The organism is Citrobacter sp. Marseille-Q3906 (assembly GCF_916618775.1).
In the GTDB taxonomy this organism is placed as follows: Bacteria; Pseudomonadota; Gammaproteobacteria; order Enterobacterales; family Enterobacteriaceae; genus Citrobacter; species Citrobacter murliniae.
This window is the reverse complement of sequence record NZ_CAKAKA010000002.1, coordinates 2,044,858-2,062,648: the sequence shown is the minus strand read 5'-3', so window position 1 is coordinate 2,062,648 and position 17,791 is coordinate 2,044,858. Positions and strand designations below refer to the sequence as shown.

Sequence of the window (17,791 nt, the reverse complement as noted above, 5' to 3'; positions counted from 1 at the left end):
ATTCAACAAAAATATTGTTTTCAAATATTGTTGAATTTGATTTTGGGTGTCGATAAGATGCCTGTGCTCTGAGATATTTTTCCTGATTCAACCCAGGTGTGTCTGAAGGTGTTTTAGGCTGATCTTTCACATCAAAGTAAAAGTGAAGATCGATTAATTCAGAAACGATAAAATTATCGTTGAATAATGACGGGCTGGATTTGACCTTGCTGGTTCAGGAAAGAGGAATGTCTTTACTATTATCTTAAAAATAGAGCCTAAAGAAACTTCAGTGTACGCATTAATCTTAAAATATATTTAATCATAATAATCAAATGCCTGATTAATGGTATCGCTTAGGTATTTTTTGCCCAGGTTTGCTAGCCAGACTAATGGTTAGATCATCATTCATATGTGACGAAAATAGTGATCAATATAACTGATGGTCATTATCCGTTGCTGTATCTATTCTAATGTAAGGCTGTGTTTATGCAATTAAGCAAAGTGTTTATTGCTGTTATATCTGCGCTGTGTACTACAAGTGCAATGGCTAATGATATCAATAATAACCAGGAAGTTACAATTGATTCCGTATGGGATGAGACCTCAAACAACCCGAGTCGCATCAGGGTTGGGTATGAAACAGACGGTGCTCTGAATATTGTTCAAGGTGGTGACGTTTTAACTAAATACTTCCATATTGGCCAGGAAGATTCTACCGGTACCGTAAATGTCATTGATGGCGGGAAATTGACAGTTAGCGCAGAATCAATGAGTTATCCCTTTGATATTGGCGGGTCTATCGATGGTCAAAACCATAAAGGGACTGGCACTCTTAATGTTTCCGGGCAGGGAAGTCTCGTCACCATATCCTCTACAAATGCTGCAGCTCTCCAGGTGGGGGCCGGGGACGGAAATGGGTTTATGAATATTTCTGATGGCGGAAAAGTTCGCCATCAATCCGGTGGTATATGGATCGGCGGCAGGGCATCTTCATCCGGAGAAACGTCAGGTGTTGTGAGTGTTGATGGTACAGACAGTGAATTATGGAGTGTGGGCAGTATTCATGTCGGAACATACGGCTCCGGAAGCCTCACCACGTCAAATGGCGGACATACCCATAGTGAAGCCACAATCTCGGTAGGCAATATGGATGAGACGAAAGCCTACGATAATCTGATGAGCGTAAAGGGTGCTGATTCAATAATATCGTCGAATGATAAAATGACTGTTGGACTTCAGGGTAAGGGGACAGCGGTTGCTTCCGATAGTGGAATACTCAGTGCTCCAGAGATTGTTATCGCGCAAGATTCCGGGTCCAGCGGTGAACTGGCAGTAGGTGCCAGAGCGGGTGCTGATGCGGCGGTTGCCGGCATTATTGATACTAAGAAAATTGTTTTTGGTGTTGGTGATGGTGTATTAACACTTAATCATACCAACACGGATTTTGTCCTTGATGCGGATATAAGCGGTACAGGTTCAGTAAATGCTGAGAGTGGGGTTTCTACCTTGTCCGGTGATAACTCCGCTTTTCAGGGGCGTTTTAATATTTCCTCTCCTGCCACACTGGTTATTTCAGAACAACAAAATATCGGCACAAATGAAATTACCATGACCGGAGGCTTACTGGAGATTGACGCAGCTCACGACTGGCAGTTTATTAACACGCTTACTGGGCAGGGCGTACTTCAGATTAATGCAGCGGGAAATACATTTGATTTTAACTCCTCCGAAGTGACTGAGAATTTCAACGGCACGCTGGCGCTTAAAGACACATTATTTTCTCTGGCAGGTACGAATACTGCTGCGCTGAAAAATATGTTGCTGAGTTTAGGTGAAGGAAGTGTGGTCAGTGTTGGGAATGGTCAACAGGTTATTGACGAGCTTGCGTTTGATGGTGGCAAGCTGGTGTTCGGAGATGTTATCCCAGGTCAGACAGAAAGCACGGAAACAGTTCATACCACCGGAGATCTGGATGTTTCAGGAAAGGGAACGATACAGGTAACCACGGGGGGAATGATAAATAACGATACTCCCACACCGAATACCCATATTACTCTTCTGGAGCAGGATGATGGAAACAGCCTGATTCAACTCGTTTCCAGTGATGGGGACACTATCGGCAGCGCAGGAAATTTGATACTGACGGACCAGAACGGAAAGGTTATCAGTGACGCCGTCGAATCCTCTATCAGTCAGAACGGCGAGGTTGTAGCTGAAGGGACCTATGATTACCGTCTTACCAGCGGTGAGAATAATGACGGGTTGTATATCAGTTACGGGCTGACGCAGGTGGAACTTCTTGCGTCTGGCGATAATGCGCTGGCCCTGGGTGCGAATGGTAATAGCGGAAATGCGGCAGACCTCAGTGCCCGTGTAACGGGTAATGGCGATCTGGCAATTGACAGTCAGAAAGGGCAGACCGTTTCGTTGTCTAATACTGATAATGATTACACCGGGGCCACTGATGTTCGTGGTGGTAATTTGCTGATGCAAAACGACAACGTTCTTGGACAAACGAGTGAACTTCGTCTGGCAGCAGAAACCGGTTTTGATATGAATGGTCACAGCCAGACAATTGATCAACTGTCTGCTGCGGCGGATTCGTTGCTGAATATCAACGGCGGAAGCCTGACGCTGCAACATGGTGGTTCTGTTGACGGTACGCTGGCTGGCAGCGGCGAGCTGAAGATTATCGGCGACACGTTGACGGTAACCGGTGAAAACAGTGCGCTGACGGCTAAAACAACCATCGCAGAAGATGCAAGTGTGTTGATGAATAATACCCTTGGTCTGGGGGTGGGAAATATCGTCGCAGCGGGCACGCTGTCTCTGAGCAAATCCGTAGGCACGCTATATAACAATATCAGTGACGCTGGGTTGGTAGAACTGAGCGGCAGCGATGTGGTGCTGGCAGGGAATAACAGTGATTTCTCCGGGCAGTTCACCATTGATGCGGACTCCCGGCTTACGGCTTCGATGGCGGAAAATCTGGGCGATGCGCAAGTCAGTGATGTCGGTTCACTGGTACTTAACAGTGAGAGCACATGGCAACTCGACAACGAGATCTACGGTCAGGGAAGCGTAACCAAAACAGGCACCGGGACTATTACCGTAGGTGATAACGCGGCCTGGACCGGCCAGACTGTTATCGAACAAGGTAGTCTGGAACTGGGACAAGCAGACTCTCCGGTGGTACTTGCCAGTACGCAGGTCACTATTCATGACGGGGCGGTGCTCTCCGGCTCTGGTGGAGTAGCAGGCAACATCGATAACGACGGTATGTTACTGGTCGGGTCGGTGGTGAGCGACAACCCTCAGCTGTTTACTGTAGGTGGTGATTTGTCGAACAGCGGTGACCTTGTTACTGGTATTCATGGTCAACTGGCGGGTAATCAACTGGTCGTTAAGGGTAACTACACCGGTAACGATGGTCATCTGTCATTAAATGCGGCGTTGGGTGACGACACTTCCGTTACGGATAAGCTGGTGATTAATGGCGATACGAGCGGCAAAACGTCTGTCAGTGTGACGAATGCGGGTGGTAAAGGGGCTGCGACTGTCGACGGAATAGAGGTGATTCACGTTGATGGACAGTCAAACGGTGAATTTACCCAGGCGGGACGTATCGTCGCGGGTGCCTACGATTATACCCTGGGGCGTGGTCTGGATGAGAACAGCGGCAACTGGTACCTCACCAGCGGTAAAACCAATCCGGATCCCGATCCGAAACCCAATCCAGATACCGAGAAGGACCTGCGTCCGGAAGGTAGCAGCTACACCGCAAACCTGGCAGCAGCGAACAATATGTTCGTCACGCGACTTCACGATCGCCAGGGTGAGACCCGGTACACGGATGCACTTACCGGGGAGCAGAAAATTACCAATATGTGGATGCGACATGTCGGAGGACACAATAGCTGGCGTGATGGCAGCGGGCAGTTGAAAACCCAGAGCAATCGCTATGTGCTGCAGCTGGGGGGAGATATTGCTCAGTGGAGTCAGAACGAGGTTGATCGCTGGCATCTTGGCGTGATGGCGGGCTATGGCAATGAACACAACAACACCCGGTCTTCACGAACCGGATACGATGCTAAGGGATCGGTGAATGGCTATAGTGCCGGCGTATATGCGACATGGTATGCCAATGATGAGTCACACAACGGCGCGTATCTGGACAGTTGGGTACAGTACAACTGGTTCGATAACCATGTGAAGGGCGATGATCTGCAGGGCGAGTCGTATAAATCCAGCGGAGTAACGGCCTCACTGGAAACGGGCTACACCCAGAAACTGGGTGTGTTCAATGGTAGCAAAGGGACACTGAACGAATGGTATGTACAGCCTCAGGCGCAGGCTGTGTGGATGGGAGTGGACGCTGACGATCATCTTGAAAGCAACGGGACGCGAGTCAGCAGCAACGGCAGCAGTAACTTACAGACGCGTCTGGGCATGAAAACCTGGATTAACAGCCATCATCAGATGGATAACGGTAAATCGCGAGAATTCCAGCCTTTTGCTGAGATTAACTGGATCCACAATAGCCGAGATTTTAGTGCAACGATGGATGGCGTGAATGTACGTCAGAATGGTGCGAAAAACATCGGTGAAGTTAAGGTTGGTGTGGAAGGTCAGGTAACTTCCCGTCTGAATCTGTGGGGTAACGTTGGCGTTCAGGTTGGCGATAAAGGCTATAACGACAGCGCCGCAATGGTCGGTGTGAAATGGAATTTCTGATGCCGTTGGATTGATGCAGCATGTAAGACTTTCGCCTGAATTTCTTAACTATACCGGAAGCACCCCGGTGGGTGCTTTGTCCGATAATACGAGTTAATTATGTCTATAACCAAGAAAGCTGCGCCCACAGTGATGGTGTTGCTTTTTCTTCTGACCGGAATGCTGGCCTCATGGTTGCAATGGAATAAAGAGGAAGAACTCATCAGGGAACACGCAGTAGGTAATCTGGTAGAAGAAATTAATCGTGTTTTTAATGGCGCACGGACACTGGCAGCACTTGCCAGTACACATATCCACGAAGCCTGTACGGACGAATTGTTGCGAACACTGAACCGTCTGACGGCATCAGAAGACAGCATCCGCTCACTCAATATTATCGAAAACGGCGAATGGACTTGCTCATCTCTTGAAGGCAGGGAATCGCTGGGAATTCATTCGTCAGGTACAACCACTCACTCTTTGATGATTGAGTTGGTTCATCGTCAAAAGACGGATATGTATATGGTTTATTTCCCTGCTGCGGGGCAAGTGGTTGCGGTTGCGGTCTATAAGGCAGTCATCGATAATATTTTACAAAAATTTTCCCATGATAAAAAAATAGATGCGTTGTTCTTACTGCACCCCGATAGCAAATCTATGACCCGGGTGGCTTCGCATAATTATCCTTTCTGGATTGTGGATAAATCCAATCGACAGGTCGGTGATTATTTACAAGATAATCGCTATATCATTATTTTATTTTTGATTCTGTTGATAAAATCATGTGTTCACCTGCGTCATATACAGCGATTGTCATCGATTGAAACGCTTGCACGGGCGATCGATAACGACGAATTTATTCCATATTATCAACCTGTCGTAGAACTCATGTCCGGAAAAATTGTAGGAGCTGAAGTTCTTGCCCGATGGAACCATCCGGAGCGGGGGATTGTTCCACCTAATGAGTTTATTCATGATGCGGAAAAAAATGGGCTGATTAATGCAATGACGCTCAGTTTACTGGAGCGGGTAGAAGTGGATATGCAACAAATAGGTAATCGCGGAGAGACATCGTTTCATATCGGTATTAACATCCCGCCTGAATCCCTGGAGTGCAATAAATTTACAGACGCCTGTATTCGATTTATTCAACGCATGAGTCTGATTGATATCGGTGTGATGCTGGAAATCACTGAAAGGCAGCTGAATCTAATCCAGGAAAATGTACTTAACCGATTGAAAGACGCCGGTGCATCGCTGGCTCTGGATGATTTTGGTACTGGTTATTCAAACCATGCGGCGTTGCAGAGAATTTCTCCTCAATATCTGAAAATAGATAAGATGTTTATTGATTCACTGGGCAGAGGAGGCGTTGAAGAGTCCATCGTCAGCAACATTGTTCATCTCTCTCAACTGGTACAGATTCCTTTGGTTGCTGAAGGTATTGAAAATAAAAAACAACAGGAGAAACTCCAGCAGATGGGGGTTGCTCTTGGGCAAGGGTATCTATTTAGCAAGCCCGTTCCCTTTAATGTTTTTTACGCCAGGTTTGATAATTCCGTGCACAAAAAATAAGAGCACCTGTTATAGATTTGCGCTAACAATTTTTAGGTCTCAATTACTGGTAAAGTGAATTTTTATTATTTGTTGTGGCTGTATAGTTTGGTTTTGGTTGCTATTATGTTGCATGTTATTTTTTATTGGGTGTGTTTTTATGCTCGCGTAGAGTTTTACACTGCTTTAATGGGATTAGTTTGATTGCGAACGAATTAAATTGTGTTTTTTTTGTTTGCGCGGAGTGTTTAACTGCAAAAATAACTTTTACGGCCGTCGCGTTATTTTATAGTAACTTATTATTAGGTATAATGTTTTTTAGGTTCTCTATCTGACTGGAGTTTGTGATTATTTGAATTGAAATTATTTTTTGTAAATTGCAAAAGGAAATCACTAATAATTTTATCCGTTTTTTTAAGTGGATGATTTTCAAATTCGTCCGTTATGATGTTTTAGTGTTCTTTTCCAGCTTGTGAAGCATCACACTGGTAACGTTGATGTATATTTATCTGTATGTCCTGGGGGCTTGGTTTTTTATGTCGCTGGGTGTTGCCAAAAATACAACATGAGTCATTTTTTCTGTTAGTGATTTAGAATCCGCATTTATACACAATATATCTCACAGAGGGGGTATTCATTTGGCTGCTATTAACAGCTGGCTAAATATATCGTAAAAAATATGAGTGATTAACGATCGTATATTTCAGTCATTATTACGAATTGATGTCGTCTTCGGTTATTGCCAAATATTTAACCGGGCGATAAACCAAAGCTTCACAAGTGAGCAGCAGGAATACATGAATGAAATTTAAATCTTCAACATTACTGGTAGCGTTTAATGATGATAACCAGATTTACAGCCAGGGAATGTTGTCTTTACTGGAAGATATTTTTACCCATGGAATGGGGATTTCATTGTCCCGAATGACTGGGGCGCCTGGCAATTCCTCCATCCGTGTTGCGGATATCTATGTTGATCATTGTGCTGCAGGTGTGCAGGCAATGTGTCGCCCTGAATACAGATTACGTAAGCAGTGCAGCCTGCTGATTGTGATCAGCTCGGCACGCGGAGAGATTTCGCAGAACACAATTCTTCCGTGTCAGCATAACTGTGTGTTTCTGCACAGAACAGATACTCTTGCGGAAATTCGGCGTCAGATAATACTGGCCTGGCATCGCCGGTTTCAGACGAAAGAGGTTAGTTGTCATGCCTGTCGTCCGTTGCTATTAACTAAATCTGAGGAACGAGTTATCGACTATTTAAGCCAGGGAACGTCGTTATCAGAGTTGGTGGACAGGCTGGCTCTAAGTCCGAAGACGGTAAGTTCACAGAAACACAGTCTCATGCGCAAATTTAGCTTGAGCAACAATGTCGAGCTGATGGATTTTATTCTGTGGTGGAAGCGTTATGAGCCAACTCGCAGGCTTAAGGCAACAGTTTCACCTGCAACAGCTATCGCCAGTACTCTGCCTAAAATGGGCATGAATAACCGTCAGTGCATCACGCCTTTTTTTACAGCAAAATCTGACAGGGACGAAAAACCACGCATACGACTGAAAGTGACTGAATAAACCCTGCGAGAATAAGTGGTGTTATACCTCTATTTAAGTTTTTTTGGGGGCATAACACTGATTGTTTTTCTATGCTCTATTAACTGAAAATATTCTGCACCACTCGCGGTATCAGGAAAGGTTGTAAAAATAAAGGAATGGATGATGTCAGTAATGAATCGGGATAGAAAATACGCCCCCAAGACATCCTGTCTGGAATCTCACTATCAACGATTAGTTGCTCGCTGGCAGACGACTGCCGCGGCGGTGACGCTACAGGAAATTGCTGAAGAACTGGGATGCTGCCGTCGCTATACTCGGGTGTTACTCCAGTCGATGATGGCACGTCAGTGGCTATCGTGGACCGGACAGCGTGGCCAGGGAGCCAGGGGGCGTTTACACTGCCGTGTGAAAGATGTCTCTATGCAGGAAAAAGAGAAAATTTTCCTCGAAGTGAGCGCGACGTTAGATTCAGAATATGAAAGTTCTCCCCCAGAGGATGTTAGCAGTAACCGTGTGTGTATTCGTTTCTACCGTCCAATTGATGCCATTGTGCCCTCTGACCATACCGGGAGGGTTGAACGCCATCTGTTGAATATGGTTCATGCCGGACTGACTTCCATCAACGATCAAGGTGTTGCAGTGCCGGACGTGGCGATGGCTGCAAAAAAAAGCCAGAATTTACAGACCTGGCGATTTCCTTTACGACAAGGCCTGACCTGGCACAATGGGGAGCCTGTTCATGCCGACCAGTTGTTACAGTCGTTGCAGATTCACCTTGCTCGTCCTGCATTTTCTCATGTGACTTCCGTCGAGCTGGAAAAAGACCGCGGTATAGATACCCTGATTTTGTCACTGTCCCGACCTGATGCGATGCTGGCATACCGATTGGCCGATCCGGTACACCGGCTTGCTCACCCGCAGTCGGGGGAAACGGGGTTAGGGCCTTTCGCGATCCGGGTGCATAACGATCATCAATTGCAGCTTGAGGCATCTTATTGTTATCACGGTACGAAACCGCGGATACAGACCATCGAGTACAGTATTGAGGCCCGTTTGCCTGGCAGGCAGTGGACCACAGTGGTCCTGCTACACCCGGATGAGGAGCCGGAGGGAGCGACGTTTCAGTATCTCCCGAAAGATGATGCTGGTTTTGTCTACCTTGCATTTAATAATCGCAGTGGGAGTCTGAACCCATCGCAGCAACGTTTTATTCAGGCACTGGCTGGCGTTGCTCTGAGATCGCTTATTGGGCGTGAGAATGTATCACCTGTCAGTGAGCAATGGTCAGTACCTGCATTGTCTGAGAATGCGGAAGTCGTTTTGCTGCCGCCAGCGGTGACGCTCGGCTACTTTTGGGCGCCTGAGACGGAAGCATTGATGAAAAATCTTCAGCGTCAGATGCGTTACTGGGGATGTAAACTGACGATACGCCCCATTGATGCCAATTTGTGGTTCCTGCCTGAAAAATGGGATGACTGCGATATAGGTGTGTCGGATCTGCGCTTTCAAACCCCATGGTGGTTCGCACCAGAAACTCGCTTCTGTCATTCGGTTATGATCCGGCAATTCACGCCACCGACATTTTATAGCAGGCTTAGTCAGCTCCTGATTCGCCTTGGACGGGATGAAGCACGCTATCCTGAGCGTATACGCAGGATAATGGACTTACTGATCAGGACTGGCTGCGTGTCTCCGCTATTCACCCTGAAGTTTGAAGTGCGGGCAAGCAAGGGGATCTGCGACGTAACTGTATTTCCCCAGGGATGGCCAGATTTTAATCGAATTTGGGTGGACGTTAACTGAGTACTTTCGGCGAGGAAATACCTGATACTTCCTCGCAATTTAAAAACGTCATTCAGGACGGGTCAGCATAAATAAAATAGCCCGCTTTATATAAAGCGGGCTTGCGTATTAATGAGCAGATTAGAACTGATAGACTAAACCAACTGCAACGATGTCGTCAGTCGCGATCCCGTTATCGGCGTAGAACTGATCGTCTTCATCCAGCAGGTTGATTTTATAATCAACGTAGGTGGACATATTTTTGTTGAAGTAGTAAGTCGCACCGACGTCGACATATTTCACCAGATCTTTGTCGGTGTACTGAGCGATACCACGGTTATTATAAACGCCCTGACCACCTAAGTCCTTACCTTTAGACAACAGGTAGGAAACGGAAGGGCGCAGACCAAAGTCAAACTGATACTGGGCTGTGATTTCAAAGTTCTGCGTTTTATTCGCGATACCGTCACTGTTGCCATATGAGGTCATATTGCGAGTTTCAGCATACATTGCCGCCAGGTAAACATCATTCGCATCGTATTTAGTACCAACAGTCCATGCGTCAGCTGTATCGCCGCCCGCAGTAATGCTGGATTTGTCATTGCGGTTGCTTTTTGCAACCTGATCATTTGTACGATCTGAACTGGAATAGGCAGCACCCATGCTTAAACCGAAGTCAAAGTCATAAGAGGTGGACATGCCATAACCATCGCCATTTTGTTTAGCCAGTTTACGACTATTGCCATTACCAGAACCTTCCTGATTTGCGCTGTGCCCTTCATTATTACCCTGATATTGCAGCGCAAAGTTCAGACCATCAACCTGACCAAAGAAGCCATTGTTACGGTAGGTTGCAACGCCGTTGGTACGCCCTGTCATGTAAACATCGGTCTGGGCGTAGGTATCACCACCAAACTCTGGCAGCATATCGGTCCACGCTTCAACGTCGTAGACTACACCGTAATTACGACCATAGTCGAAGGTACCATTCTGACCGAAGCCTAAACCGGCAAAGGCCAGACGAGTCCAGGAATCACCGTGATCGCTTTCGGGGCCGTTGGCCTGAATGTGGTATTCCCACTGACCGTAGCCCGTCATCATATCGTTGATCTGGGTTTCACCTTTAAAGCCAAGACGCGCATAGGTCTGATCACCGTCACTGCCTGCATCATTAGAAAAATAACGCAGACCATCAACTTTGCCGTACACGTCGAGTTTATTGCCATTCTTATTATAGATTTCAGCAGCATTTGCTGCGCCGGCAGCTAATAACGCAGGAAGAAGTAATGCCAAAACTTTTCTTTTCATTATATATTTCCTTTAATAATAATTGATAAGAATATGTAGCTCTATCCAGTAACTACATTTAGATACTATTCTATTAAGTTCGATTGATTTAAAAGATAACATGTAACAAATATATTTTAAATATTTCAATATGTTTCCATTTGGTTTTTTGATAACTATTTAATATGTTCCTTATTGTTTTATTAAATATTTAAATGTATGTTTTCATGATGTTATTGGTTATATTTTAATCATGATGATTTTATATATTATGTGCGTAAGGAATGATTTCTTTAATCGCATATTGTTGCCATGTCATATTGTAAACTTGGTTGTATTCATTCTTTGATGCTATGTAGTAATTACTTCTTATAAAGAACACAACTGTATGTGGTCTGTGATGACGTTTATTGTTAAGGTAGTTTTCTTTCTGCTGAGAGCGTTAACGTGGATTTACAATACTGGCAGTCGCAGTTTGAAGCGTGGTTACGCAAAAATCACTTGGGACAAGATGCTGCGCATGACATTTTTCATTTTCGACGCGTGTGGATGACGTCGCAAAAGCTGGGTAATGGCGCAGAGATTGACTGGTTGGTGGTTCTGACAGCCTGCTATTTCCATGATCTTGTCAGCTTGCCGAAAAACCATCCTGACCGTCATCGTTCGTCAGTGTTGGCCGCAGAGGAGACGCGCCGTTTGTTGGTTCAAGACTTTCCTGATTTTCCTGAAGACCATTTACCAGCGGTGAGTCACGCCATTGAAGCGCACAGCTTTAGCGCAAAAATCACGCCTGAGACTATTGAAGCTAAAATTGTCCAGGATGCTGACAGACTTGAAGCTTTAGGGGCCATCGGTTTAGCACGTGTGTTTGCTGTTTCGGGCGCATTGGGCGTAGCATTGTTTGACGCGGAAGATCCTTTTGCCCGACACCGTACTCCAGACGATAAGCAATATGCGCTTGACCATTTTCAGACCAAATTGCTGACGTTACCGATGACGATGCAAACTGAGCAAGGACGGCATCTGGCACAACATAATGCTGACTTTTTGCTGACCTATATGGCGAAATTAAGCGCAGAGCTGAAAGGGGAATATGAAATGCTGGATCTCGCTGCTATTCAACCCTTTACATCAAATCAGTAGACATAACAGTCAAAACGTCAACACCTCTATTTTATGTTAACCTGTCGACCATCCATTTCGGCCGGTTAAACGTATGCAGGAAAAATTTTCAGTAGCAGGCACCATGAACCTGATGACAGATGATACCGGGACCGCCGCGCAGGCGATTTTGGTGAAGTTGCTTGAGATCTACGACGTAAAAACGCTGGTCGCTCATCTTAATGGGATTGGCGAGAATCACTGGAGCCCGGCAATCTTTAAGCGCGTAGTTGCGAATGAGACATGGCATCGCCTTAGCGATAATGAACTTGCTCATCTGAAGACTTTGCTTCCCACGCCGCCCGCGCATCATCCATATTATGCTTTTCGTTTTATCGATCTTTTTGCCGGAATTGGTGGCATTCGCCGAGGTTTTGAAGCAATAGGCGGACAGTGTGTTTTTACCAGCGAGTGGAACAAGCATGCGGTGCGAACTTACAAAGCGAACAACTATTGCGATCCAAATCAACATTACTTTAATGAAGATATTCGCGATATCACGCTCAGTCACCATGAAGGGGTGAGTGATCAACAGGCGGCAGAACATATTCGCCAGCATGTTCCTGAGCATGATGTGCTGCTGGCGGGTTTTCCTTGTCAGCCGTTCTCTCTGGCTGGCGTATCAAAGAAAAATGCGTTAGGTCGTGCTCACGGTTTTGCCTGCGATACACAAGGCACGCTATTTTTTGATGTCGTCCGAATTATTGATGCGCGACGTCCGGCTATATTTGTGCTCGAAAATGTCAAAAACTTGAAGAGTCATGACCAGGGAAAAACGTTTCGTATCATTATGCAGACGCTGGATGAACTGGGTTATGACGTAGCGGATGCGGCGGATAACGGACCGGATGATCCCAAAATCATCGATGGAAAACATTTTTTGCCCCAGCATCGCGAACGTATTGTGCTCGTTGGTTTTCGACGCTGTCTGAATTTGAAAACAGACTTTACGCTGCGCAATATTGTTACCCGCTACCCGCAGCGACGTCTTACGCTGGCGGAACTACTTGAGCCGACGGTTGATGCGAAATATGTACTGACGCCAGTGCTGTGGAAATATCTCTATCGTTATGCGAAAAAGCATCAGGCGCGCGGAAATGGGTTTGGTTACGGCATGGTGTATCCCGACAACCCGGATACCGTGACGCGCACACTATCTGCACGCTATTACAAAGACGGGGCTGAAATCCTGATTGATCGTGGCTGGGACATGGCGCTGGGTGAAAAAGATTTCGACGATCCCAAGAATCAGTTGCACCGTCCGCGCAGACTAACGCCCAGAGAGTGCGCGCGTCTGATGGGATTTGAATCACCTCAGGGATATCAGTTCCGAATTCCGGTGTCAGATACCCAGGCCTATCGTCAGTTTGGTAACTCGGTGGTCGTCCCTGCATTCGCAGCGGTTGCCAGACTGCTGGAGCCAAAAATCAAACAGGCCGTTGTGATGCGGGAAAAAGAGAATCTGCATGGCAGACGTTCACGATAAAGCAACACGCAGTAAAAATATGCGGGCAATCGCCACCCGCGATACGGCTATTGAAAAAAGACTGGCCAGCGTGTTGACAGAGCAGGGTGTCACTTTTCGCGTTCAGGATGCTGCGTTACCGGGTCGCCCTGATTTTGTCGTGGATGACTATCAGTGCGTGATTTTCACCCATGGCTGTTTCTGGCATCACCACAACTGTTATTTGTTTAAGACGCCAGCCACCCGAACAGCCTTCTGGCTGGATAAAATAAGCAAGAATGTCGAGCGTGACGGACGGGATCGAGAAAAGCTACAGGCGCTTGGCTGGCGTGTACTGATTGTCTGGGAATGCGCGTTACGGGGACGAAAAAAACTCGCGGATGAGGCACTGTCGGAACGCGTTATTGAGTGGATCTGCGGCGGTGGCTCCACCGCGCAGATTGACACTCTTGGCATTCATTTACTGTAAGGACTTTTCCGATGGAGCCGCGACAACGTCGGCCCTGGCGGGAAAAAGGTATTTACCCAGTGTCACCAGTATTACCGCGAAAACTATCACGCCCAGAGCCAACCACTCGATGAGCGCCAGGCTTTCACCGCCCAGACCTGTTCCTAGCAACACAGCCACCACTGGATTGACGTAAGCGTAACTGGTCGCCAGGGCTGGGCTAACATTGCGGATAAGGTACATATAAGCGTTGATGGCGATGATAGAGCCAAACAGGGCCAGGTAAGCCACCGCCATAAAGCCGGAAAGTGATGGCATAGTGGTTAATTTTTCTCCGCTGAGAAGCGATGCGCACATCAGCACAATACCCGCAGCTAACATTTCAATCGCACCAGCCATCATGCCGACGGGTAAGGTTATGCGTGAGCCGTATACGGAGCCAAATGCCCAGCTCATCGAGCCGATTAGAATTAACACGGCCCCCCACGGATTGCCACTCAGATTTCCCCCGCTGTTGAGCATGATGATCCCTGCCAGTCCGATAGCAATCCCCACCCATTCCAGTTTGCGCGTTTTGATACCAAAAAAATAACTAAAGCAAAGAGTAAACAGTGGAACCGTGGCGACTACCACGGCAGCGATGCCGGAAGGGACATTTTGGTGTTCTGCGACGGTAACCAGACCATTACCCACTGCCAGCAGCAGAATACCGATCAGCGCGGCATTAAGGAGAGGGCGTAAAGGCGGCAGCTTATGACCGCGAATAAGTAAAAACGCAGTTAATAGAATTCCCGCAGAGAGAAAACGCACGCCAGCCATCATCAACGGCGGCCAGCTTTCAACACCGATACGGATAACGAAGTACGTGGAACCCCAAATGATATACAGCGCGAACAGCGCACTGAAAAGTGGTAACAATTGCCTGAAACGCATAATCCCTCACGGTGGAAATAAAAAGGTGCAACATAGTAAACGTCAAAACTATCTTGCTGGCGAGATTTATAATTGTCCGCTGTTGTTAAATAATTGTTGACCAGAAAGGCCGGTTTCAGCATTACGTGTTTTACTTCATACTTACGACTGCAAAAAAATAATATTGAGGGTAAAAATTTTGGCAGGAAGTAGCTTACTCACTTTACTTGATGATATCGCCACGCTTCTCGACGATATCTCCATGATGGGAAAACTGGCCGCGAAAAAAACAGCGGGAGTGTTGGGGGACGACCTGTCGCTCAATGCGCAGCAAGTGTCGGGGGTACGCGCTAACCGCGAGCTTCCGGTTGTATGGAGCGTGGCAAAAGGATCTTTCGTCAACAAAGTTATCCTCGTGCCGTTGGCGTTGTTGATCAGTGCTTTCATACCCTGGGCTATCACGCCGTTACTTATGATTGGCGGGGCGTTTCTCTGCTTCGAAGGAGTGGAGAAAGTCCTTCATACTCTGGAAGCCCGCAAGCACCAGGAAACCCCTGTGGAACGTCAGCAACGTCTTGCCACCCTTGCGGCGCAGGATCCACTGACCTTTGAGAAAGATAAAATCAAAGGGGCCGTGCGTACCGACTTTATTTTATCTGCTGAGATTGTCGCGATTACTTTAGGTATTGTGGCGGATGCACCTTTGCTGAATCAGGTGCTGGTACTTTCTGGTATCGCCTTAGCGGTGACTATTGGCGTGTACGGCCTGGTTGGCATTATCGTCAAGCTTGATGACATCGGATACTGGCTGGTAGAAAAGACCAGTACCCTCGCGCAGTTGACAGGTAAAGGGTTGCTGGTAGTCGCGCCCTGGCTTATGAAAACGTTGTCCGTAGTCGGTACTCTGGCGATGTTTCTGGTGGGGGGCGGAATTGTGGTGCACGGCATTGCGCCGTTACATCATGCGATTGAACATTTTTCGCAGCAGCAAAGCGTATTTATCGCGCTGATGCTTCCGACCCTGCTTAACCTCGTCCTCGGTTTCATCATTGGCGGTATCGTGGTGCTGTTGGTGAAAATGGTGGCAAAATTGCGCGGTGTTTCGCACTAAATGTCCAGTGGCTGATTACGCAAAACTGCTCTTTGTCGTCTAAGGTGAAAAGGTTTCTCTTGATACAGGGGGCAGGTATGGTCTTTTCTGTCAGTGAGGAAGTTACCGCGAAAGAGGGCGGCCCACGTATGATCGTTACCGGGTATGCCAGCGGTATGGTGGAGTGTCGCTGGTACGACGGCTTTGGCGTCAAGCGGGAGGCGTTCCGCGAAGATGAACTGGTGTCCGGTGAACGAAGACCGCTTAGCCAGGAAATCTGAATATATCGCTCAAACGTAACCCGGTGATATCTCAATCATTAGTTATATTTATCATTTTAGTGAGAATTATTTACTTGTCAGACAAAAAAATTGCAGATAAGGTTGCCAACACATCAGATTTCCTGGTGTAACGAATTTTCAAGTGCTTCTTGCATAAGCAAGCTTGATCCCGACCCGATAAGGGCCGGGATTTTTTTCGCCCATAGTCAGCGATTGATCTCAGACACGCTGAAATCATGGATATCAAGCTCGAACGCTTCAGCCAGTTCATGCCATGTGTGGTAATCACGACCGTCAACGCTAACGCGTTCCGGGTCATCGTGGCTTCGGTGAATTTCGCTCTCGCAGATTTCGTTGATTGCCTTCAGCAAAGCGTCCACATCGACGCCGACTTCGCGTTTGGCCGTATCGCTGTACTCTTTCGCGGTTTTCATCCTCATACCTCTCAACCGTTACGGATATCGGGCGCGCGCCGCAAAACCTCTGATGCACGCTACTTAAGTATAGACCGTCGAGAAAACCCGCAATCACACGCGCCAGGCGCTGCCAGAAAAAGGAATTTGTTCTACACTGGCACAAAGCCACAGGAGGAAAACTATGAAGGTGAATGATCGGGTTACAGTCAAAACGGACGGCGGACCTCGTCGACCGGGCGTGGTACTGGCAATCGAAGAGTTTAGTGAAGGCACAATGTACCTGGTTTCGCTGGAAGACTACCCGCTCGGTATCTGGTTCTTTAATGAGTCAGGACATCAGGATGGTATCTTTGTGGAAAAACTGGAGTGATGTAAGTCTTTCGGGTTTATTCTGACTGGTGGAATATCCACCAGTCAGAACGTTTTACCGCATATTCACAAAGATCCCGTTGGTGACGTTATCGGTGAGTCGAACGACGTGATAGATAACCTGCTTATTATGCGTCTTAATCTTCCTTTTTATATTCCCCTTATGGGATGACACCGTCTTTGCCTTGATATTCATTTGATCGGAAATCTGAATTGTTCCCTGACCCGCCATCCACATACGTAGCATACTGGATTCGGTGCGACTTAATGATAATGTCGGCAGTTTTACATCAACGACAATATCGACTTCCTTTTTCAGAATATCGCCAAGAAGTTCATCCAGTGAATCGGGCTTAATCGATTTAGAACTAATCAATAAATTTTTTCTTACTAAGAGATACTCATCAAAATGTACGTTGGCAATTGCCATAAACACAATAAATAATGTACTGGGATGTTGATTAATGATTTGCTTTATTTGCTGACTGTTATCTGGATCGTGGATGAAACAGTCCTCATTAATAAACACCACAGCAGGGTGCAGTGATTCGCAGGCGATGCGGAGTTCGTCAACGGTTGAAATATCGTTGATTTCCCTTTTCCTCACCCCCCGACTTACCAGATACCCGGTCAACCCTAACCGGGTGTAACTGCATAGATCCATAATAATCGTTGACATGGCATACCCTCACTCAATGCGTAACGATAATTCCCCTTACCTGATTATTGCATCACAACTAAACGGAATAATAACTACCCAAGATGACGCTTTCGCTG

14 protein-coding genes are annotated in these 17,791 nt (G+C 46.8%); 10 read left to right on the top strand and 4 right to left on the bottom strand.

All coding sequences use genetic code 11. From position 1 onward, the window contains the following. Positions 1–468: 468 nt before the first annotated feature. The 4 genes from LG384_RS14130 (at position 469) to LG384_RS14115 (ending at position 9,606) form a co-directional block, all read left to right on the top strand. Entirely contained in the window at positions 469–4,716 is a 4,248-nt protein-coding gene (locus tag LG384_RS14130; RefSeq protein WP_225761107.1) for an autotransporter outer membrane beta-barrel domain-containing protein, read from the top strand. 99 nt (positions 4,717–4,815) lie between these two features. Then, complete coding sequence (locus LG384_RS14125; protein WP_200012787.1) at positions 4,816–6,270, top strand: EAL domain-containing protein; 1,455 nt, start codon at positions 4,816–4,818, stop codon at positions 6,268–6,270. Between the two features lie 780 nt (positions 6,271–7,050). Further along, a complete protein-coding gene (locus LG384_RS14120; protein WP_048221214.1) occupies positions 7,051–7,821 on the top strand; it encodes a response regulator transcription factor in 771 nt (256 codons plus the stop codon). Positions 7,822–7,974: 153 nt separating this feature from the next. Continuing rightward, complete coding sequence (locus LG384_RS14115; RefSeq protein ID WP_225761106.1) at positions 7,975–9,606, top strand: SgrR family transcriptional regulator; 1,632 nt, start codon at positions 7,975–7,977, stop codon at positions 9,604–9,606. Between the two features lie 120 nt (positions 9,607–9,726). Here LG384_RS14115 and ompC read toward each other — a convergent pair whose 3' ends face one another. Beyond that, on the bottom strand, positions 9,727–10,893 hold the full coding sequence (ompC, locus tag LG384_RS14110; protein ID WP_048221217.1) for a porin OmpC: 1,167 nt from the start codon (positions 10,891–10,893) through the stop codon (positions 9,727–9,729). Positions 10,894–11,319: 426 nt separating this feature from the next. On the opposite strand from ompC, the gene LG384_RS14105 reads away from it, so the two are divergent. The 3 genes from LG384_RS14105 to LG384_RS14095 all read left to right on the top strand — a co-directional run bounded on the left by LG384_RS14105 (position 11,320) and on the right by LG384_RS14095 (position 13,967). Continuing rightward, a complete protein-coding gene (locus LG384_RS14105) occupies positions 11,320–12,015 on the top strand; it encodes a phosphohydrolase (RefSeq protein WP_225761105.1) in 696 nt (231 codons plus the stop codon). Between the two features lie 73 nt (positions 12,016–12,088). After that, a complete protein-coding gene (locus tag LG384_RS14100; RefSeq protein ID WP_225761104.1) occupies positions 12,089–13,519 on the top strand; it encodes a DNA cytosine methyltransferase in 1,431 nt (476 codons plus the stop codon). Further along, entirely contained in the window at positions 13,500–13,967 is a 468-nt protein-coding gene (locus LG384_RS14095; protein ID WP_048221219.1) for a very short patch repair endonuclease, read from the top strand. Before LG384_RS14100 ends, LG384_RS14095 begins: the two co-directional genes overlap by 20 nt. On the opposite strand, the gene yedA is transcribed toward LG384_RS14095, so the two are convergent. After that, entirely contained in the window at positions 13,959–14,879 is a 921-nt protein-coding gene (gene yedA, locus LG384_RS14090; protein WP_048221220.1) for a drug/metabolite exporter YedA, read from the bottom strand. The genes LG384_RS14095 and yedA overlap by 9 nt on opposite strands. Before the next feature lie 178 nt (positions 14,880–15,057). Between yedA and LG384_RS14085 the strand changes: the two genes are divergently transcribed. Both LG384_RS14085 and LG384_RS14080 read left to right on the top strand, forming a co-directional pair. Then, the gene (locus LG384_RS14085) at positions 15,058–15,969 is read left to right on the top strand and encodes a DUF808 domain-containing protein (protein ID WP_048221221.1); all 912 of its coding nucleotides are present in this window, start codon (positions 15,058–15,060) and stop codon (positions 15,967–15,969) included. Between the two features lie 77 nt (positions 15,970–16,046). Next, a complete protein-coding gene (locus LG384_RS14080; RefSeq protein WP_045444360.1) occupies positions 16,047–16,229 on the top strand; it encodes a YodC family protein in 183 nt (60 codons plus the stop codon). A gap of 206 nt (positions 16,230–16,435) precedes the next feature. Here the strand turns inward: LG384_RS14080 and yodD are convergent, their stop codons facing one another. Further along, positions 16,436–16,663: a YodD family peroxide/acid resistance protein gene (gene yodD / locus LG384_RS14075; protein ID WP_045444359.1), complete on the bottom strand. Its 228-nt coding sequence runs from the start codon at positions 16,661–16,663 to the stop codon at positions 16,436–16,438. Between the two features lie 163 nt (positions 16,664–16,826). On the opposite strand from yodD, the gene dsrB reads away from it, so the two are divergent. Then, the gene (gene dsrB, locus LG384_RS14070) at positions 16,827–17,015 is read left to right on the top strand and encodes a protein DsrB (protein ID WP_045444358.1); all 189 of its coding nucleotides are present in this window, start codon (positions 16,827–16,829) and stop codon (positions 17,013–17,015) included. A gap of 54 nt (positions 17,016–17,069) precedes the next feature. Here dsrB and rcsA read toward each other — a convergent pair whose 3' ends face one another. Next, positions 17,070–17,693 (bottom strand): transcriptional regulator RcsA, encoded by a 624-nt coding sequence (gene rcsA / locus LG384_RS14065; RefSeq protein WP_045444355.1) that lies wholly within the window; start codon positions 17,691–17,693, stop codon positions 17,070–17,072. Positions 17,694–17,791 lie beyond the last annotated feature (98 nt).